Origin of the sequence: Undibacterium sp. TC4M20W (genome assembly GCF_049340245.1) — a bacterium.
Classification (GTDB): Bacteria; Pseudomonadota; Gammaproteobacteria; order Burkholderiales; family Burkholderiaceae_D; genus Undibacterium.
On sequence record NZ_JBMPPI010000027.1, the window covers coordinates 26038 to 43426 of the forward strand.

Below are 17389 nucleotides of genomic sequence, written 5' to 3' on the forward strand. Positions count from 1 at the left end.
CAATTTGTACCGCACCAGTTCTGTTGCAGCACTGATCTGGTGCGTTTATTTAATGACTGAGTCATTCCAGCTTGAACGCCCTGGCAATCGCAGACCAGGGTATATATTTGAAGTTTTGCGTGCCATCTGGCAAGCGCTTGTAACCATCTTGCACGACCAGCATGCCTATTGCAAACTCGCCCCCAAAGTTGACAGAACTTACCTCTATCCCATCTGTTTCTGAAGTGCCGTCAATACCCTTCGCCAGATTCATGCCTACGCGAAACTTGCCGCGCAGGCGATAAGGAGCTTGCGCTTCCAGCACCAGATAACTGCTGTCACCCTGGCTCGATACCAGCAGGTAATTTTTCTGTTCACCAAAGTACATAGCCAGGCCTTCAACATCGGCTACCAGTTGCTTGCCAACGGGCATCACCATTTGTAAATCGGCTGGCTGATCTGCCTTGGCAGACGTGACCCATATGCCGCGCTTTTCTTCGCCCATGAACAGGCGGTCAGTCTTGTCGTCAGCGACACAGCCTTCCGGCTGACTGGCCAGCTTGAAACTGCGCACCAGGCTGCTGCTGAAACCCTGCTCATTGTGAGCGATGCGGAACTGCTGGTAAGTGCCATCCTTGTCATTCACAAAGGCTTCCAGACCGCCAGTGCGTGGCTGGTACAGGCAAAAGCCGTAGATCTTGTCCAGCTTGGTAGGGAAGCGGGCTGCCTCTGTCACTTGGCCCTGGTCATTGATGACATATAACACCAGACTGTTTTCATCACGCTGAGTCGCCATGGCGATATCAAAACTCTGCTGACCCCATTTGATATTCTGGCGTACATCGACATTGTTCAGACGTCCGCTTTCCAGCAACTGGGTTTGCTTGCCCTGCATGTCATACACCAGCAAACCCTGTTTCTTGTTGGTGCCCAGCACGCGGGAAAGCCTGGCATCTTGCGGGTGCACCCAGATGGCGGGATCATCAGCAGCATCACCATGGCGAGCGACAGTATCGGTTTGCACCGTGGGTTCGATGACGACTATTTCTGTTGTTGCTGACTGCTTCCAGGCGGCGCTGCTGGCGCGCCAGGTTTTTGCCTGTTCATCCTGCAGCAGGAAATCCAGTTTATTGCTGTTATTGCTGGATGCCTGCACATGGACATTCGTTGCACTGTACGGCAGGTTCACGATTTGCTCAGGCTGAAAATGTTGACCATCCTTCTGGCGATACAGATGCAGTTTCTTGCCGCTGGCATCCAGCACCGCCACTCCACCTGGCAGCGCACTGATGGCTGTAGCACTACCCTGCAATTTGCCAAACGGCGCAGCCATGGCGACAGGCTTCAGTCTGGCTGCAGTTTCTGCTTCAGCCGTAAATGCCCAGACGCCGGTCTCTGGTACGCTCAGGTACAAGGTCTGGCTCTGGTCATCGACACGGCAATGCTTGCTGTGTGGTGGCAGCGCCAGCTTGCGTACCAGTTGCGCGCTGCCTTTATGCAGCACCCATTGCTCGCTCAGTCCTTCCTTGCCAATCAGGAAGACATGATCGAGCTGTTGCGCATCACGGTACAGGCACATGCTTTCCAGTGAAAAATCAGGAGAAGCCATGCTGGTTTGCAAACGCAGTTGCCCGGTTTTCTGATCTGCTACATAGGCATGCGTCTTTTGCGTATCAGCATCGGTAAATACCGCCAGCATGCCATCTGCATGGGGCCGGGCATCAAGGTGCTTTGCCCGCATGCTGACTTTGCTGCGTTCCTTGCCTTGTGCATCCAGAAAGCGCACGCCTTGTTTGTCCAGCGTGAGCCAGCCGCCATCTGGCAGGGCGATTATTTCCTGGGCTTTGCCAGTGACTGCGGGTGGCACACCTGCTGCAAAGGCGCAGGAAAAGGCCAGTATTGAAGTCAGGCTCGATATCAGATATTTTGTTTTCATCGTTTTCATGCTCATCAGAATACGCTGGCTTTCAGGCTGATTTTGTAAGTACGTCCATATTGTTCATATTGCGCGTTGTACTGATGTGCACCTTGGTAAACATAGTATTTTTCATTGTTCAGGTTTGCCGCTTCAAAGACCAGTTGGAAGCGCTTGCTGAGTTGATAGGCCAGCGAAAAATCGAGCTGTTTTTGGGTATCAACAATACGGTCCTGATCTGCGCGCAAAATATCCGTGCCCAGTTCCAGCAGGTAAGGGGATTTATAGTTGAGCGCAAGGCGGCTGCTGACGCGGCCATGTTCATAACCCAGCATCAGGTTCATGACACGGTCAGACTGACCGGGCAGGCTGATGGAACGGCTGCGAGATTTTCCGGTTGCAGTATCAAAACGGGCAATCTCAGCACTGGAGCGTGTGAAGCTGGCATTCGCACCAACGATCAGGTATTTCCACGGGGCTGACAACATACGCAAAGGCTGTGAGTAAGACAGTTCCAGACCTTTTACATTGGCGGTTTCACCATTCGCATAAGAGACAGCACTGGTATAGCCTTGCCATGCGCCAGAACCGGCCAGGTTGGTGGTATAGGTGAAGTTCTTGATATTCTTGTTGAACAGATAGGCTGATACGCTGCCATCATGCGCCAATATTTTTTCTACACCCAGATCAAGATTACTGGCTTCCAGTGGTTTCAAATCCGGGTTGCCAATAACTGCCTCGGTAGTGCTGGTGAGGTTGATGCCGGGTGCCAGTTGGCTGAAGTTGGCACGCACGACAGCATTGGTCCAGGCTGCGCGCACACTGGTTTTCTGGTCCAGGTCATAGCGCAGGTGCAGCGACGGCAGCCAGTCTGAATAACTGCGCTGGCGGCTGATGGCTTGCAGGCTGGTGCCTCCAGTCACTTGCGTGCCAGCGGCATCAAACTGCGTGCGTTCTACCCTGGCACCGGCCAGTATGTGCAGCTTATCCATGTCGAAGCTGTTTTGCAGATAAGCGGCATCAATATTTTCATTGATCTTGTAGTCATTGATGGCAGATTCCAGCACCAGGCGGGCAGCATTCCTGTCCAGACCAGCCACGCGGGCGCGTATCAGGTCAGCACTGATGGCTGTGCCTATATTACCCAGGGGATAATCGAGCGCCTGGTTTTGCACGAAGGCTGTCATGGAGGTAGAGCCCGGCCCCCAGTAATTGCCGCTGCTGGTTTTGCTGCTGTTGTAAGTCCATTGATTGGTGTCATTGGTCTTTTCACGACGGCTGGTCTTGGCACCGAATTTCAGATTTGATTCAAACTGTTCAAAGTGGAATTTGCGCGCCAGATCAAATTTCAGATGTTGTTCAGTATCCTTGGAAAAACGCTGTTGCAGGCTGATGGCATTCAAGCTGTAGTTCGCCGGATCATACAGGCTGGTGGGGCCTATGATTTTGGGTATTTCGCCATCGCTAAAACCAACGCCCGCAAAATTAGCATTGCCACGGAAGCGGCCATCATTCAGGGCTTCTGGCGTATCTTCGCTGGCGCGACTCGAGCCTGCTGCCAGATCCAGTTTCCAGTCCTGGAATTTTTGTTCTGTGCCCAGCTCGATGGAACTGATGGTCTGGGTATATTTGCGCTGGCGTATGCGGCGTTCTGCTCTCGCCGTAGTCGTTGCACCTTCGGCCAGAGTGCCGCTGGCAAAGCTGCCTATGGTGATGCGGTCACGTACTTCATCATCGCTGAAGTCGCTCAAAAAACCATGCATGAAGTAAGTTTGTGATGCTGTCGGCTTGTAATCCAGGTTCAAGGCATAGGCATGACGTTCACGCACAGGCAGGTAATCACGTAATTCAAATCCACCCAGTTTGCCATTGTCCCAGGCACCACCGGTTTCCACATTGTCTGAGCCAAAGCTGCGTTTCTCAGCGCTAATACCAGCGGCGATACCCAGCTTGCCGCCAGCAAAACGGTCAGCCCACAATAGACCAGCATTAGGGCTGGTCTTGCCAGTGACCTGGTCATAGCTGGCACCGGTGTTTAATGTCAAAAATTTCCCTGGCAAATCAAAGGCAGTCAGGCTCTTGACTTCGACTGCGCCGCCGAGCGAGCTGGCATCCTGTTCAGGGCGCAGGGTCTTGGTGACCTCCAGTGAACGTATCATCCCGGCAGGCAAAACATCGAGCGCTACCGCACGACGACTGGCTTCTGGTGAGGGCACAAGTGCATTGTTGATGGTCACACCGTTCAGATCGGCACCCAGGCCGCGTACAACGATATATCGGCCTTCGCCCTGATCACGCTGGACAGAAATGCCGGGCAGGCGTGCCAAGGCTTCTGCCGCATTTTTGTCTGGCAGGCCACCGATGTCATCACTACTGACCACGCTGACGATATTGTCGGCTTTTTCCTGCATCTCCAGCGCCTTGCGCATACTGGCGCGCTGGCCGCTGATAACGACGCTGCTGGCATCACTGACAGTCACGTTAGGCCCCTGGGCATGCGCGTTCAGCATGGCGGAGATGCCCAGCATGATGATGGATAGTTGGGGGACAGGCTTTTTCTTCAGGGTTTTCATGAGTGAGATTTTCCGCAGGTAATGGATGGCAAAGAGTGGGCGGATTCTAGGAGTTACATATGTCGGGTTTGTGACAGGGGGGAGCCTGCTTTGCCGTTACGAGGAAATCGCACTGTAAATCGCGAAGATGTGAGCTGAAATGACCTCGCCATCAGAGGGGCGGTATGCGGCATGATCGTTTTTAACTCCTTCCCCTTCAAGGGGAAGGTCGGGATGGGGATGGGTTTCTGTCGTAGTGAATATGTGCTTAATCAAACGAACCCCATCCCCACCCTAACCCTCCCCTTGAAGGGGAGGGAGTTATAAGGACCTGAGCCGTTTGCACCCCCGTTGTTTTCTATCCATAGGCCATGTCAAAAAATGCTCATGTCATCGTCCCGTCACGCATGTCAATTACCCTCGCGCGACTTGACCTTAGGATGTGAATGCAATGCTTAAAAATTCCATGCTGCGCCTGCATAGAAACTTCATCATCACTGCCTGCGTGGCATTGATTGCCTTTATTTTTCTGTATGCCTATATGGGCACGCCCAAACCCTTGATTAAATGGAAGTGGATGGACATCGTCGGTGAAGGCGGCACTTCGGTCATGTCTGGCCTGTGGTTGCTGATCATGCTCAGCAGCCGCCCCAAAGGGCTGGTAACACGGCTGTTTGCATTTGGCCTGGCGGCCATCATGCTGGGGTCATGGGCAGATTGCCTGGATGAGTTTTTTGCCATCCCCAAGGCGGATGTCTGGGATAACTGGCTGGAATCCATGCTGGTCTTTGCCGGTATGCTGATCGTCACTGCCGGCATGTATTACTGGCGCGAAGAACAGTTCACCCTGAATGAACATTTGCAAAAGCGTGAGCGTCTGTTCCGTGACCACCGTGCATTTGACCGTGTGACCCAGCTCAGCAATGCTGATTATTTACGCCTGCAAATCAAGCAGGAACTGGACAGCCATCCTGGTGTACCCTGTGCGCTGGTATTGCTGGACATAGACCAGTTCCATCTGATCAACCGTCAGCATGGTCAACATGAGGGCGACCGTGTCTTGCAGGCCGTCAGCCATATGCTCTTGCTGAACCTGCGTAATGAGGATGTGCTATGTCGTTATGCGGGCGACAGGTTTGCCCTGGTCTTGCATGACACCAGCCTGGAAGAGGCGCAGGCATTGGCCGTGCATCTGTGCAACATGGTCAGGCAGATGCGTTATTGTGCCAAAGAGGTGACACTGGAAATCAGCATGCGTCATGCCTGCACTGTGGCGGATGATGCGCCGGATACTTTGCTGAGCAGGCTTAGCCGCGCAGTGGAAGCCAGTGCACTTGCCTCTACTGAGCCGCAGTTGGCAACGAGGGGCTTGTAATGCATTTCCATCAGGCTGCAGACGCCTGCCTGCAAGCCGGGTACCATGCGGCGCAGATATTGGCCTATACGCGCAGCCGCGAAGTCGATGATGAGCTCATCTTGCGTAGTGTAGGCCTTGAGGCGGCACGGATCACGCAAGGGCAATGCAATATCAGTCCACTGCAATATCTGCAATTGCTGGCAAATGCCTTGCAAGCCCTGCGCAGTGCCGACAGCAGTTTCATGTTGGGGCAACAAATGCTGCCTGGGCATTTTGGCAGTGTCAGCCATGCATTATTGCAGGCACAAAGCCTGCGGCAGGCATTGGAGATTTTGTGCGCACATTCTACCCTACTATGTCCTTTGCTCAGACCCAGGTTCAGTGAAGGCAAGGAGGTAGCTGTCTTGTACTGGATGAATAGCTATGGCGCCCCCAGTCTGCGCCCGGCAATAGTTGAGATGCATATGACAGCCGTGGTTGCGATGTGCCGCTGGCTTAGTGGTGTGCGCTTGCCATGGCGCTTCTGTTTCAACCGCAGCGCTGCCCGCCACACCGAGCAACATGAAGTGCACCTCGGCAGTGAGCTGCGTTTTAATTGCCATCTGGATGCCATACTGATCTCTACAGAGTATCTGGATTTGCCGTGGCCACGCGGTAATGCGCTGGCAGCCAGCCTGGCCTTGCAACAGGCACAGCAAGAAGCCTTGCTCAGCGATGAAACGCAAAGTCTGTTAAATGCGGTCTATGATTATCTGCTGACCCATATACGCGGTAACCCTAGCCTGGAGCAACTGGCGGCTGCATTTGCAGTTAGCCCGGCCAGCATGAAACGCTATCTGGCCAAAGAAGGCACGCATTTCCAGGCCGAGCTTGATCAGGTACGCACCCATGTCGCCCTGTATTTATTCCAGAGCCGTCATTACGACAATGAGGCAGTCGCCATGCACCTGGGTTTTCATGACGCGAATAATTTCCGGCGTTCTTTCAAGCGCTGGACAGGGCTGACGCCCAGCAGCGTGAAAGAAAATCTGACTCAGGATTTTCCTGGACTGAATTTCAGTGTTGGGATTTGATGGTGCGATAGCAGTCAGGCTGTTTTTGCAACTATCCAATCAATGTATATCCTTGATTCGTCTTTCATACGGCACGTTTGCATCTTTCCCGCGGTTTTGCCGCACGCTCATGGAAATGATTTTCAATAATATCCTGATGAGGACAAAAGCAATAAACAAGGTAATGATCAGCGGAATAATGGTGATCAGTAGTGCGATGGCCAGTACGACAACCAGGATTTTTGGCAAGGGTGTACGCAACAGGCGTTCTCCGACTTTTTGGCCTATCTGACGAAACTCTTGCGCTGCCTGTCGGCAAACGGAATACAGGTATTGGCTGATGCTATTTTTCATGGGTTACTCCTGAATCGGTGCTTGCCTGAGCTAAAAATCAGGCGATGGGGGCATTATCAGCATGCTTGCGCAAATAATCTACGGTAATTTTAATGCGAAATTGCCGTTCCCTGTTTTTTGCTTTTAGCCTTCAGGCCAATTTCCATCAAAACGTATGCGCGCCCAAGCAAGTATTAATTGCTAACAAGAACGGTTAGCCTCTTAAGCAAAATCAAGTTTCCACGGCTTGACCGAAGCCGGGCTGTAAAGCATGATTATAAGCTTTTCGTCCTGTTCTGGATGAAGGGCCTATTGACACAGGCATGTAAAGTGTCAGCAATCAGGAATATCATGCGGCCAACACTCCTTATTATTTTTACTCTCAGCATAACCATGCAGATAGCGCAGTTTGCACAGGCACAGACAGCAGTCGGCATGGAAAAGCAAATCGCTGACAACGAGTTCAAAATTAAAAAACTGGAAGCAGAACAACAACGCTTGCTGCAAGAAGCAAAAAAATCGGTGAAGCTACGTGATCCAGAACAACAGAAAATAGCCGATCGGGCTGAGCAAATTATCCGTGAGATTGAAGCGCAATCCCATCCTCTGAAAATCACACCTTCAACAAAATTCAGCAGCCCAGTGGCGCAAGAGTATATAAATACGATTTCAAAAAAAATAGAAGATTGTGGAACCGAACATTTCCCTGTAAAAAACAAGAAAAAATTGTACGGCAAGGGCATTTTCATGCTCCGCTTTGACCGTGCAGGAATATTAAATGACAATCAGGTTCTGCTCTCCAGCAAAAACAAAGAACTGGACAGGTATTTATTGAAGATCGTCAAAGCATCTGGCCCATTTGGCCCTGCACCACAAGAATTGCATGAGGGGATCTATAAGGATTTTGAAGTTTACTCTGCTTTCAACTTTACACGTGAAAACCAGCCCGGCACACAGGGAACGGAAATAAAATATCATTGCCCATGGAAAAATTAGGTGTTTGATCAAACCCTGACATCAGATAACTCTCGCCATGAATATTTTTTAAAAAACGCCAGCACTCGTTTCATTGCTAAGCTATTGCTTATTGGCTTTGTAAGCTTTAGGCCTCAAAGCATAATCAAACTTCATTCGAATACTCCTTCCCTTGATAGAAGCAAAAAGAGCGACCAGCATGGTCGCTCTTTTGTTCAAGTTACCGCGGCTAATTCAATGCTTATTTAGCCTTGCCCAAATGCTGCAGGAAGAAAGCTTCATATTTCTTGTGCAAAGCCTTCGGTTTGACTGTGCCACCCAGGCCATGTTCACCATCTGGATCAAGGAATAGATCAACCAGGGATTCCTTGCCGTTTTCGAGCAGGGCACGATACACATTCACTGTGTCCTGATACAAGACATTTGGATCCTGCATGCCGTGTACCAGCATCAAGGGTTTTTTTAGACCAGCAGTCAGAGGCAGTAGTGAATATTTACGCAGGTTAGGTTTGCTGCGCTCTGTTTTGCCTATGGTGCGGCCACTGTACCAGCTATTGTAGTTTTCCCATTCTGTCGGGCCAGCACCGGCGATACCGGCAGCAAAGGTATCAGGGCTGGTGTACATGGTGTATTGGGTCTGGAAACCGCCAAAGCTCCAGCCTGTGAGGCCTATGCGCTTGCCATCAACACCGAGGTTCTTTTGCATGTACTTGGTCAGGTCTTCCAGGTCTTCAGCCTGCGGTTTGCCTACCTGTTCCCAGTTGGCATCGCTGAACTTGCGGCCATAATTGGAGTGGCCGCGTGGGTCTACTGCCACAGTCACATAACCGTGCTTGGCTGCCATATACATGCCAAACATATAGGCGGTCTGCTGGAAGCTGTCAGTTTCGACGATATGCCTGTCATTCAGCGGGCCACCGTAGGTATAAACAATCGCAGGGCGGTGGTCAGAAGAGCTCAGACCGGCTGGCTTGAATACATAGGCCTGTATCTTGTCACCATGGCGGTTGGTGTAGCTGAAGCGCTCAGGGCGTTGCAGGTCTATCGCATTCCACTGAGGGTCATGGCTTTGTGTCAGCGTCGTGGATTTGGCTTTGCTGATATCCACCAGTTTCAATTCAGGGCGGCTGGCCCATTGGCCTGCCATGCTGGCTAGTTTGTCGCCGCTTTCAGTCACAGTGCTGTTGCGATAGAAGTCACCAGCCTGGCCCAGGGCTTTCATGTCACCAGTTGCGAGATCAACCTTGTACGCATTCATGGCTGCAAAATCATCCTTGTTGGCGAGTACGAACATGGATTTATTGTCGTCGCTAAAACCGATGATGTTGTGAGCTTCAAAGTCGCCTTTCAGCAGGGGTTTGACGCTGCCATTGCTGACATCAATGACATAAGGCTGGCGATAACCTTGTTCATCAAGCACGGCAACCAGTTGTTGGCTGTCGGCGGTGAAGCGTGGCGCCAGTACATTGACGACTTCATGACCAACATTGCCGCGTCTTTCCAGAACCATTTGTGGCTTGACGCCTTCTTCTGCCTTGCCAACATAGATGCGCAACAAGTCTTTTTCACGTTCCCAGGTAGAGAAAGTGTAGCGGCTGCCATCCTTGGCCCAGGCGACCGGGCTCATTTCAAACCAGACATCGCCACCATCATTGGTGAAGACGGGTTGTGGCTGGCGTGCAGAGGCATCGCCAACACGGCGTATGTACAGGGCCGTGGCAGGTACTTTGCGCTTGTCATCGGACACTTCACGCGGCACTTTTTTGGCCGTAGCAAAGCGCTCGCTGTAGTTCATGATCTCGACCTGACGCTCAGCAGGTGGCGCTGGCTTGCCATTCTCAGGCTTGGCATCCGGTGCCTCGGCAGAAATCGCCATCCATTGCTTGTCTTCACTGAGCACGGTATTGGCGATGCGGTATTTTTTATCAGCGTCGTCTGGGTGTATCAGTTCGCGGTTCAACTGGCGTATTGCGCTGCTGCTAAAGCTGGCGTTGAACAGGCGTTTTTCATCCATATAGATATAACCATTATCATCTGCCTGGTAGGCGACGATGCGTTCGGTTTTATCGGTTTGCGTCAGTCGTTCTATCTTGCCATCTGCGGCGTTCAGGCGGAACAGGTCACCGCGATACTGGAAGATCAGCTCATTCTTTTTATTCGCCCAGACCAGACCATCTACACCTGGGTAGAGGTCACTGGGTTTGAGTTTTTCTTTTTCGAGTTTCTTTTTCAGCTCGTCACGCAGCTCCCAGATTTCCTTGGCTTTGTTGTCGTCCTTTGCATCTTTCTTTTCGTCTTTTTTGTCGCCATCGTTTTTAGCTACGCTGGCTGTGCCGGTTTTCGCGGCAGCCGCAGCGGCCTTTTCCCTCGCAGCTTCAGCATCGGTTTCAGCTTTCTTGGCAGCGTCCTTGGCTTTTTTCTCGGCCAGTTCACGCTTCACTTCTTCCAGCGCGGCCTCTTCCCACTGCATCAGGTTGACTTTTTCACCGCGCAGGTAGGCGGCCTGGGCTTCTGCTTTGGCCTGGCGCTCGGCTTCTTCTTTTTCTTTTTGTTTGGCTTTTTTATCGAAGCGTTCCCAGTCTTCTGGTGCATCGTAGGTTTTCATCAGGGCTGGTGAAGTAATGCGTTTGGTTTCTCCAGTCTGGGTGTCATGCACATATAAATCAAAACCATTTTCACCGAAAGGGTTCCAGGTGTAAGCCAGGTAACGGCCATCCTTGCTGAATTGTATATGGCGGGCGGCCTGCCCTGCATAGCCTTTGGCGCGGTATACCTGTTCCAGCGTCAGGTCGGCTGGCTTGATTTTGGCGACGTTATTAATAGCCGGCGCAGCTTGTGCTGTTTCTTGAGGAAATAACAAGCTGGCTGCCCCGCTAAAAGCGAGCGCAATACTGACGGTGAGAATTTTCGGAGACATGATGAAAACCTTGGTTTTAGTTTAATTAGCAGGTATGGGATTGATCAAGAGGTGATGCGTAAATGCTGATGTTAGCAAGCTATCGCCGGAATTAACGCATTTTCCATAGACAAATGTCTTTGAAAACAGTTCCGTGGGAAAATATTTTCTGTGAAAATCGGTAGAAAATTTGCTTTTGCTTTATGAAAGCGGAGTTAGCTTCAGTTTTTTGCGGGATTGAGCTTCACCCAGCCAGCTTGCGGTATTGCTGAGGGCTAAGCCCCAGCCTGGATTTAAAGGCGCTACCAAGATGGGATTGATGAGCAAAACCACAATCTGCGGCAATATCGGCAATAGACAAATTGCTATCAAGGATGAGCAAGCGCGCTCTTTGCAGGCGGCGCTCTGTGATGTAGGTATGTGGTGTGGTGCCGGTTGCATGGGCAAAGCTGCGCAAGAAACGCAGCAGTGGCATATTTGCTATCGTTGCCAGTTCTTCCAGATTCACTGTGGTGTCGAGTTGGTCTTCGATGTAATCCAGTATGCGGCTATGCAAAACTTTGTCTTGCGCATATGGGCTGCATGTCTTTGCCTTGCTTGATTTTTCATTGGTGAGTATTAATCCGCGCTTTAAAAACAAGCCAGCTTTTTCTTGCAGGAGCAGAGCGTCTTTGTCTTTTTGCAAGAGCAGGCTGCGCAATTGCCAGGCAAGCATGACAGCCTGTTTGTCGCCTTGGAATATCTGCCTCGGTGATAATGCACGCATGCCTGCCAACATATCAGGACTGGTGATGTGCATGAGCAGGTATTCACCGCCATGTGCTGATTCTGAAAACATCGGCAAGCCAGCAGTGCTGATGGCAAAGTCGCCTGGCCATGCATCAAAGTCATGACGGATATCGCTGCCTATCGCATGCACGCCTGTCTGACGTGCAAATGCCAGACCCAGGCTGGTATGGGAAGATGTGCTGCTGATGGAATAGGGCAGGGCTGGCAATAATTCCAGTCTTGCCCACTTGATGTCGATGGTATCCATGCTCATGACAAAAGCTCTATGCTGAAATTTCTTGATAGCCTGGAAAATGCGGTCTGTTTATTATAGATCCATTCTATCCACTGGCCAGGGCAGCGGCCTTTAATTTACACATGGAGTTGCAATGAAAACCATAGGCCTGATAGGTGGCATGAGTTGGGAATCGACGATACCTTATTACAAGCAAATCAATGAAACCATCAAAGAAAAACTCGGTGGCCTGCATTCTGCAAAAATCATCCTGTATAGCGTCGATTTTCATGAGATAGAGAGACTGCAACACGCCGGTGACTGGGATGCCGCTGGTGTCATCCTCGCGAAAGCAGCGCGCTCACTGGAGTTGGCGGGCGCAGATTTTCTGGTGCTGTGTACGAACACCATGCACAAGCTGGCGCATGTTATTGAGGCAGCGGTCGCGATACCCTTGTTTCATATCGCCGACCCTACTGCGCAAGCCATCAAGGATGCTGGCTACGGCAAAATAGGTTTGCTAGGTACACGCTTTACCATGGAGCAGGATTTTTACCGCGAGCGTTTGCACAGTAAACATGGTTTGCAAGTGTTGGTGCCCGAGCTGGCAGACCGTGACATTATTCACCAGGTTATTTATGAAGAACTTTGCCTGGGCAAGATTAACCCGGCATCACGCCAGTACTACCGCCGCATCATGGCCAGCCTGAAAGAGAGTGGGGCGCAGGCGATCATCCTCGGTTGTACCGAGATCAGCCTGCTGGTAGGCCAGGATGATGCCGGTGTGCCCTTGTTTGATACCACAGCCATCCATGCGCGCAATGCTGCTCTACATGCTTTGTCGTGAATGGTTAGTGAACTGTAATAGTGAAAATCGGAGTGCCTGCCATGTGCGCGACGATCATGGCTGCGTTGCAAATACTCGCGATAGCCCCGCTATCGCTGTGCTCATTTGTTCCACCCTTGTCTTGCCCTGATGCGCCGTGCACATGTCCTTCACTCTCGATTTCACTGTTACAGTTCACTAGTATCAATTGACTTTGCGCAGGGCTTCCCTCACAGCGGGCAAGAGATTTTCCTTCAGGGCGGGTTCGGTGCTCTCCCTGACTGAAAAATATAGCGGTAGCAAAAAGGCACTGACATTATGTCTTTGCGCCAGTCTGGCCTGGTTATAAGGGCCAGGCTGTATGTTGTTGTCCATCAGTTTGTTGAACCACAGATCCCAGTCGCGCTTGTTGAAACTCGGTGCGCGCGCCAGGTAATACACGGCTGTCATCAGCCTGACTCCCTCACCATATTGATAGAAGTGCGTGGTTGGGGCGATCTGCGTAGCAATGGCTGCCAGCATGGTTTCATGCTGGGATTTTTCTATGGCCGGGTTCATCGCCAGTTGCAGCATCAGGTCAGCACTATGTGCTATGCCATGTCGCCAGCCGTCTTTTTCATCAAAGCCACGATAGTCGCGCAAGTTGCTCAGGTAGTGGCTGCCTGCATTGACGATATCGATTCTCTCCTGTGCGCTCAGATATGGTTTTTTCCTGTCTGCCCGTACCAGTTCTGCCAGCGTCAATATGGCAAAGGGCCGCAAAAAGCTGCTTTCTTCCGCTGCAGGTGCCTGCACGGCATTCAGCATTTTCAAGCGCAGGCTGGTGAGTGTCGTGACCTCCAACTTTTCAGCACGCATCCAGGCGGATAACCCTTCAAACGCCAGTTCATCACGTAATTCTGCATCCGGGTTACCAAGACAATCAGCTGCAGATAGCGCCAGGCTTTGTCGCTTGCCGTCATCGTCCAGTTTCCAGCCAGCAGATTTCGCGGACTTCAAGTCCTGTTTGGTCGGTTCAACACAATCGGCTAATGCAGTAGTGGTGGTGAACAATAAAGCGAGCAGACAAAAAGTAGAGGTCAGGCGATGCATGAGTGCTATCCATACAGAAGAGGAAGATTGACAAGTGTGCCATGCCGATTTTTTCTTGTCATGCACCGCAAAAAACTTGCACAAACTGAATTGAGTTGGTGTTATAGTTAACTACAACACTAATTTACTTGTGAGATGACGCAGCAGAAGTATCAATCTCGTTGTCCCGGGTATTCACAGGAAGGTGCAAGCATGAGTGTTAACTGGAATGACCAGACGCCGATTTACCGGCAATTGAAGCAGCGGGTGCTGGGCATGATGCTGGATGGCTTGTTAAAGCCAGGTGATGCCTTGCCCTCGGTAAGGCAGGTGGCAGCAGAGTATCAGCTCAATCCGATTACGGTCTTAAAAGCCTATCAGGAATTGGTCGATGAAGAACTGGTGGAAAAACGAAGAGGTGTAGGCATGTATATGACCGAATCAGCGCTCGATAAATTACTGGCGAATGAACGCCAGCGTTTCATTGAAGAAGAATGGCCAGCCATGCTGGAACGTATACGCAGGCTGGGTTTGGATGTGCAGCAATTGCCGGGTTTGATGACGACAGGAGGGGGCAAATGAGCAGTATCACCAATACTATAAGCAGCGCTATATCCGCCCGTGGCGTCAGCAAGCAATATGGCAAACAGCGGGTGCTGGATGACATCAGCTTCGAGATTGCTCCTGGTCGCATCGTAGGTCTGATAGGGCCGAATGGTTCGGGCAAGACCACCACCCTCAAATCAATACTGGGTTTGGGCAATTTTGACGGTGAAATGCAGGTATTAGGGTTGGACCCGCGTACCCAGCGTGATGCCCTCATGAATGACGTCTGCTTTATCGCTGATGTTGCCATTTTGCCGCGCTGGATCAAGGTGAAGCAGGCTATCGATTTCATTGCAGGAGTGCACCCCAAATTTAACCGTGCCAAGGCTGAAAAATACCTGGCTAATACCAAGTTGACGCCGGATATGAAGGTCAGGGCCATGTCCAAGGGCATGATAGTGCAATTACATCTGGCGCTGGTCATGGCCATTGACGCGAAACTGCTGGTGCTTGATGAGCCTACCCTGGGCCTGGATATTTTGTACCGCAAGCAGTTTTATCAAAATTTGCTGGAAGATTATTTTGATGAAAACAAAACCATCATCATCACTACCCATCAGGTAGAAGAAGTTGAGCATATTCTCAGTGACCTGATTTTTATTAATGAAGGAAAAATTGTGCTGGAAACCAGCATGGAGCAAATGGCCGGGCGTTTTGTCGAAGTGATGGTTGCACCGGAAAACATGCAGAAGGCAATCGCCTTGCAACCCATTGATCAACGCGCAGTATTCGGCAAAACGGTGATGCTGTTTGATGGCGTTGCGCAGGAGTTGTTGTCCAGTCTCGGTGAAACACGCATACCTGGCGTGGCAGACTTGTTCGTCGCCAGTATGAAAGGAATCGCTAAATGAAAACCATGATTAGTCTTTTGAAGCGTGAATTCTGGGAACACAAGGGCATGTTCCTGTGGACACCCTTGTGCGTGGCTGGCGCCATGATATTTGTGTTCCTCTTACCCTTTCTAAGGGGACATGCATTATTTGGTGCCAGGATTTTAGGAAGGGTAACGACATTTAAAGAAGATATACCCAGAGTCGGTGATCTATTGGCAAGCATGTATTTGCTTTTCTCTGGGCCCTTGCTGATAGTAATGGCCATCATTATTTTCTTTTATTGTCTGGGTGCGTTATTTGATGACCGGCGAGATCGCAGTATCTTGTTCTGGAAGTCTTTGCCCGTCTCGGATTTTCAAACAGTATTGTCCAAGTTAATTACCGCTAGTCTGACCGTCCCGGTGATATTTATCCTTTGCGCTATCGCCATGTCTTTTCTCATGTTGATGATAGTTAGTATTGCATTGACGACTCAGGATGTGTATGTATTTCAGGAATTGTTCTTGAATGGGAAATTGTACCTGGCACCCTTGCAGTTATTCGCGACCTTGCCAGTGTATATTCTATGGGCTTTGCCCAGCATAGGTTGGTTGATGCTGGTATCGAGCTGGGCGCATTCCAGGGTGTTTTTGTGGGCAGTTGGCATACCATTGCTCCTCGTATTTTTGGTGGTTATGCTGAATTTGCTGTTGGGTCAAAATGGTGACATAAAATGGTTCAGCAATTTGATTGTTGGACGTGCATTGGGAGGAATACTTCCAGGTGCATGGATAGAGTTTGAACATGTCCCGCTTGCCAGTTTCGCCCGCCCTTCGGGCACAGGCGTAGATTTCAGCAACGTGCTGTCAGTATCCTGGCAGACGATGTTCAGTCTGCAGTTATGGCTGGGTGTGGTGGCAGCAGCAGGAATGTTTTATCTGACCGTGCGGTTGCGCCGCTGGCGCGAAGCAGCCTGACGCAAAAAGAACAGGGATTGCGGCAATAAGCGCAAGCCCTGCATTTCACCTTGATGGTCTGACCACCAGCGCTACACCCGCCAGCGCAATCACCATGCCCAGTATCGCTGTCATCGTCAGCTTCTCGCCAAACATCAGCCAGGCCATGGCGGCTGTGACTGCTGGCACCAGGTACATATAGCTGGTGACCTTGGTTGCCTCGCCATGCCGTATCATGATGAACAGTACCGAGATACCAACGCCAGACAATACAAATACTGACCAGGCCATGGCAGCAAAGAACTGTGGTGTCCAGATGATGGTCTGGGTTTCCAGCGTCAGTGCGAATGGCAGCGTCACCAATAAAGATGCAACAAACTGTATGACTTGCCCGGTTCTGACATCAAAACTGGGGCAGGTTTTTTTCTGGTACAGCGTGCCTATGGTCATTGCCGTCAATGCCATGACGGCCAGCGCCACGCTGCTGACGGACAAGCCGATGACAGAGATTTTGTTGGCGACCACCAGCGCTACGCCACAAATACCAAGCGCCAGTCCTGCCCATTGTTTGCCATAGATGCGCTCACCGATGATGGGGCCGAGGAATGCAGTAAAGATGGGCTGAGTGTTGGCGATGAGTGCGGCGACGCCAGCTGGCATGCCCAGCTTGACCGCACACCAGATACCGCCGAGGTACATGGCCTGCATCATGATGCCTGCGACAGCTATCGGCAGCCAGAAGCGGCGTTCAGGCCAGGGCGCGCGCATGGTCAGCGCCAGTATCAGCATGAAGATGATCACGCCCAGATAACGCAGACATAAAAACGTCAGCGGTTCGGCATAGGGCAGGCCGTATTTAGCGACGACATAACCGGATGCCCAGATGAAAATGAAGATGGCGGGGAGAAAGCGTAATAAAGGAGAGGCTTTGGTTTGCATGCTGTTCAAAGAGTAAGGCGATAGAGCATAGGGGAAAATTCCTGGCGCTCATTTGAGCCATGATCTTCGCATAAACAGCTTGAATGATGGATGAAAAAAAACCTGCGGTGCTGATGC

14 protein-coding genes are annotated in these 17389 nt (G+C 51.1%); 7 read left to right on the forward strand and 7 right to left on the reverse strand.

Features of this window, described 5'->3' with window-relative positions:
* Positions 1-61: 61 nt before the first annotated feature.
* Both ACO0LL_RS23960 and ACO0LL_RS23965 read right to left on the reverse strand, forming a co-directional pair.
* Positions 62-1915, reverse strand: a complete 1854-nt coding sequence (locus ACO0LL_RS23960; RefSeq protein ID WP_422953324.1) for a phytase — start codon at positions 1913-1915, stop codon at positions 62-64.
* A 14-nt stretch (positions 1916-1929) separates the two neighbouring features.
* A complete protein-coding gene (locus ACO0LL_RS23965; RefSeq protein WP_422953325.1) occupies positions 1930-4467 on the reverse strand; it encodes a TonB-dependent receptor in 2538 nt (845 codons plus the stop codon).
* Between the two features lie 430 nt (positions 4468-4897).
* Here ACO0LL_RS23965 and ACO0LL_RS23970 point away from each other — a divergent pair, with 430 nt between their 5' ends.
* Positions 4898-5821, forward strand: a complete 924-nt coding sequence (locus ACO0LL_RS23970; RefSeq protein WP_422953326.1) for a GGDEF domain-containing protein — start codon at positions 4898-4900, stop codon at positions 5819-5821.
* Positions 5821-6876, forward strand: a complete 1056-nt coding sequence (locus ACO0LL_RS23975) for an AraC family transcriptional regulator ligand-binding domain-containing protein (protein WP_422953327.1) — start codon at positions 5821-5823, stop codon at positions 6874-6876. The genes ACO0LL_RS23970 and ACO0LL_RS23975 overlap by 1 nt, the downstream gene beginning before the upstream one ends.
* Positions 6877-6915: 39 nt before the next feature.
* Here the strand turns inward: ACO0LL_RS23975 and ACO0LL_RS23980 are convergent, their stop codons facing one another.
* Positions 6916-7209, reverse strand: a complete 294-nt coding sequence (locus ACO0LL_RS23980) for a hypothetical protein (RefSeq protein ID WP_422953328.1) — start codon at positions 7207-7209, stop codon at positions 6916-6918.
* A 330-nt stretch (positions 7210-7539) separates the two neighbouring features.
* Between ACO0LL_RS23980 and ACO0LL_RS23985 the strand changes: the two genes are divergently transcribed.
* A complete protein-coding gene (locus ACO0LL_RS23985) occupies positions 7540-8184 on the forward strand; it encodes a hypothetical protein (protein WP_422953329.1) in 645 nt (214 codons plus the stop codon).
* A gap of 220 nt (positions 8185-8404) precedes the next feature.
* Here the strand turns inward: ACO0LL_RS23985 and ACO0LL_RS23990 are convergent, their stop codons facing one another.
* Both ACO0LL_RS23990 and ACO0LL_RS23995 read right to left on the reverse strand, forming a co-directional pair.
* Positions 8405-11080: a prolyl oligopeptidase family serine peptidase gene (locus ACO0LL_RS23990; protein ID WP_422953330.1), complete on the reverse strand. Its 2676-nt coding sequence runs from the start codon at positions 11078-11080 to the stop codon at positions 8405-8407.
* Positions 11081-11303: 223 nt separating this feature from the next.
* Positions 11304-12101, reverse strand: coding sequence for a helix-turn-helix domain-containing protein (locus ACO0LL_RS23995; protein ID WP_422953331.1), 798 nt, complete (start codon positions 12099-12101; stop codon positions 11304-11306).
* Between the two features lie 115 nt (positions 12102-12216).
* On the opposite strand from ACO0LL_RS23995, the gene ACO0LL_RS24000 reads away from it, so the two are divergent.
* Positions 12217-12909: an aspartate/glutamate racemase family protein gene (locus tag ACO0LL_RS24000; RefSeq protein WP_422953332.1), complete on the forward strand. Its 693-nt coding sequence runs from the start codon at positions 12217-12219 to the stop codon at positions 12907-12909.
* Positions 12910-13092: 183 nt separating this feature from the next.
* Here ACO0LL_RS24000 and ACO0LL_RS24005 read toward each other — a convergent pair whose 3' ends face one another.
* Positions 13093-13980: a DUF2785 domain-containing protein gene (locus ACO0LL_RS24005; RefSeq protein ID WP_422953333.1), complete on the reverse strand. Its 888-nt coding sequence runs from the start codon at positions 13978-13980 to the stop codon at positions 13093-13095.
* Positions 13981-14172: 192 nt separating this feature from the next.
* On the opposite strand from ACO0LL_RS24005, the gene ACO0LL_RS24010 reads away from it, so the two are divergent.
* The 3 genes from ACO0LL_RS24010 to ACO0LL_RS24020 are packed head-to-tail and all read left to right on the forward strand — an operon-like array spanning position 14173 to position 16354.
* Positions 14173-14541, forward strand: coding sequence for a GntR family transcriptional regulator (locus ACO0LL_RS24010; RefSeq protein ID WP_422953334.1), 369 nt, complete (start codon positions 14173-14175; stop codon positions 14539-14541).
* The gene (locus ACO0LL_RS24015; RefSeq protein WP_422953335.1) at positions 14538-15416 is read left to right on the forward strand and encodes an ABC transporter ATP-binding protein; all 879 of its coding nucleotides are present in this window, start codon (positions 14538-14540) and stop codon (positions 15414-15416) included. The genes ACO0LL_RS24010 and ACO0LL_RS24015 overlap by 4 nt, the downstream gene beginning before the upstream one ends.
* A complete protein-coding gene (locus ACO0LL_RS24020) occupies positions 15413-16354 on the forward strand; it encodes a hypothetical protein (RefSeq protein WP_422953336.1) in 942 nt (313 codons plus the stop codon). Before ACO0LL_RS24015 ends, ACO0LL_RS24020 begins: the two co-directional genes overlap by 4 nt.
* A gap of 45 nt (positions 16355-16399) precedes the next feature.
* Here ACO0LL_RS24020 and ACO0LL_RS24025 read toward each other — a convergent pair whose 3' ends face one another.
* On the reverse strand, positions 16400-17272 hold the full coding sequence (locus tag ACO0LL_RS24025) for a DMT family transporter (protein WP_422953337.1): 873 nt from the start codon (positions 17270-17272) through the stop codon (positions 16400-16402).
* Positions 17273-17389 lie beyond the last annotated feature (117 nt).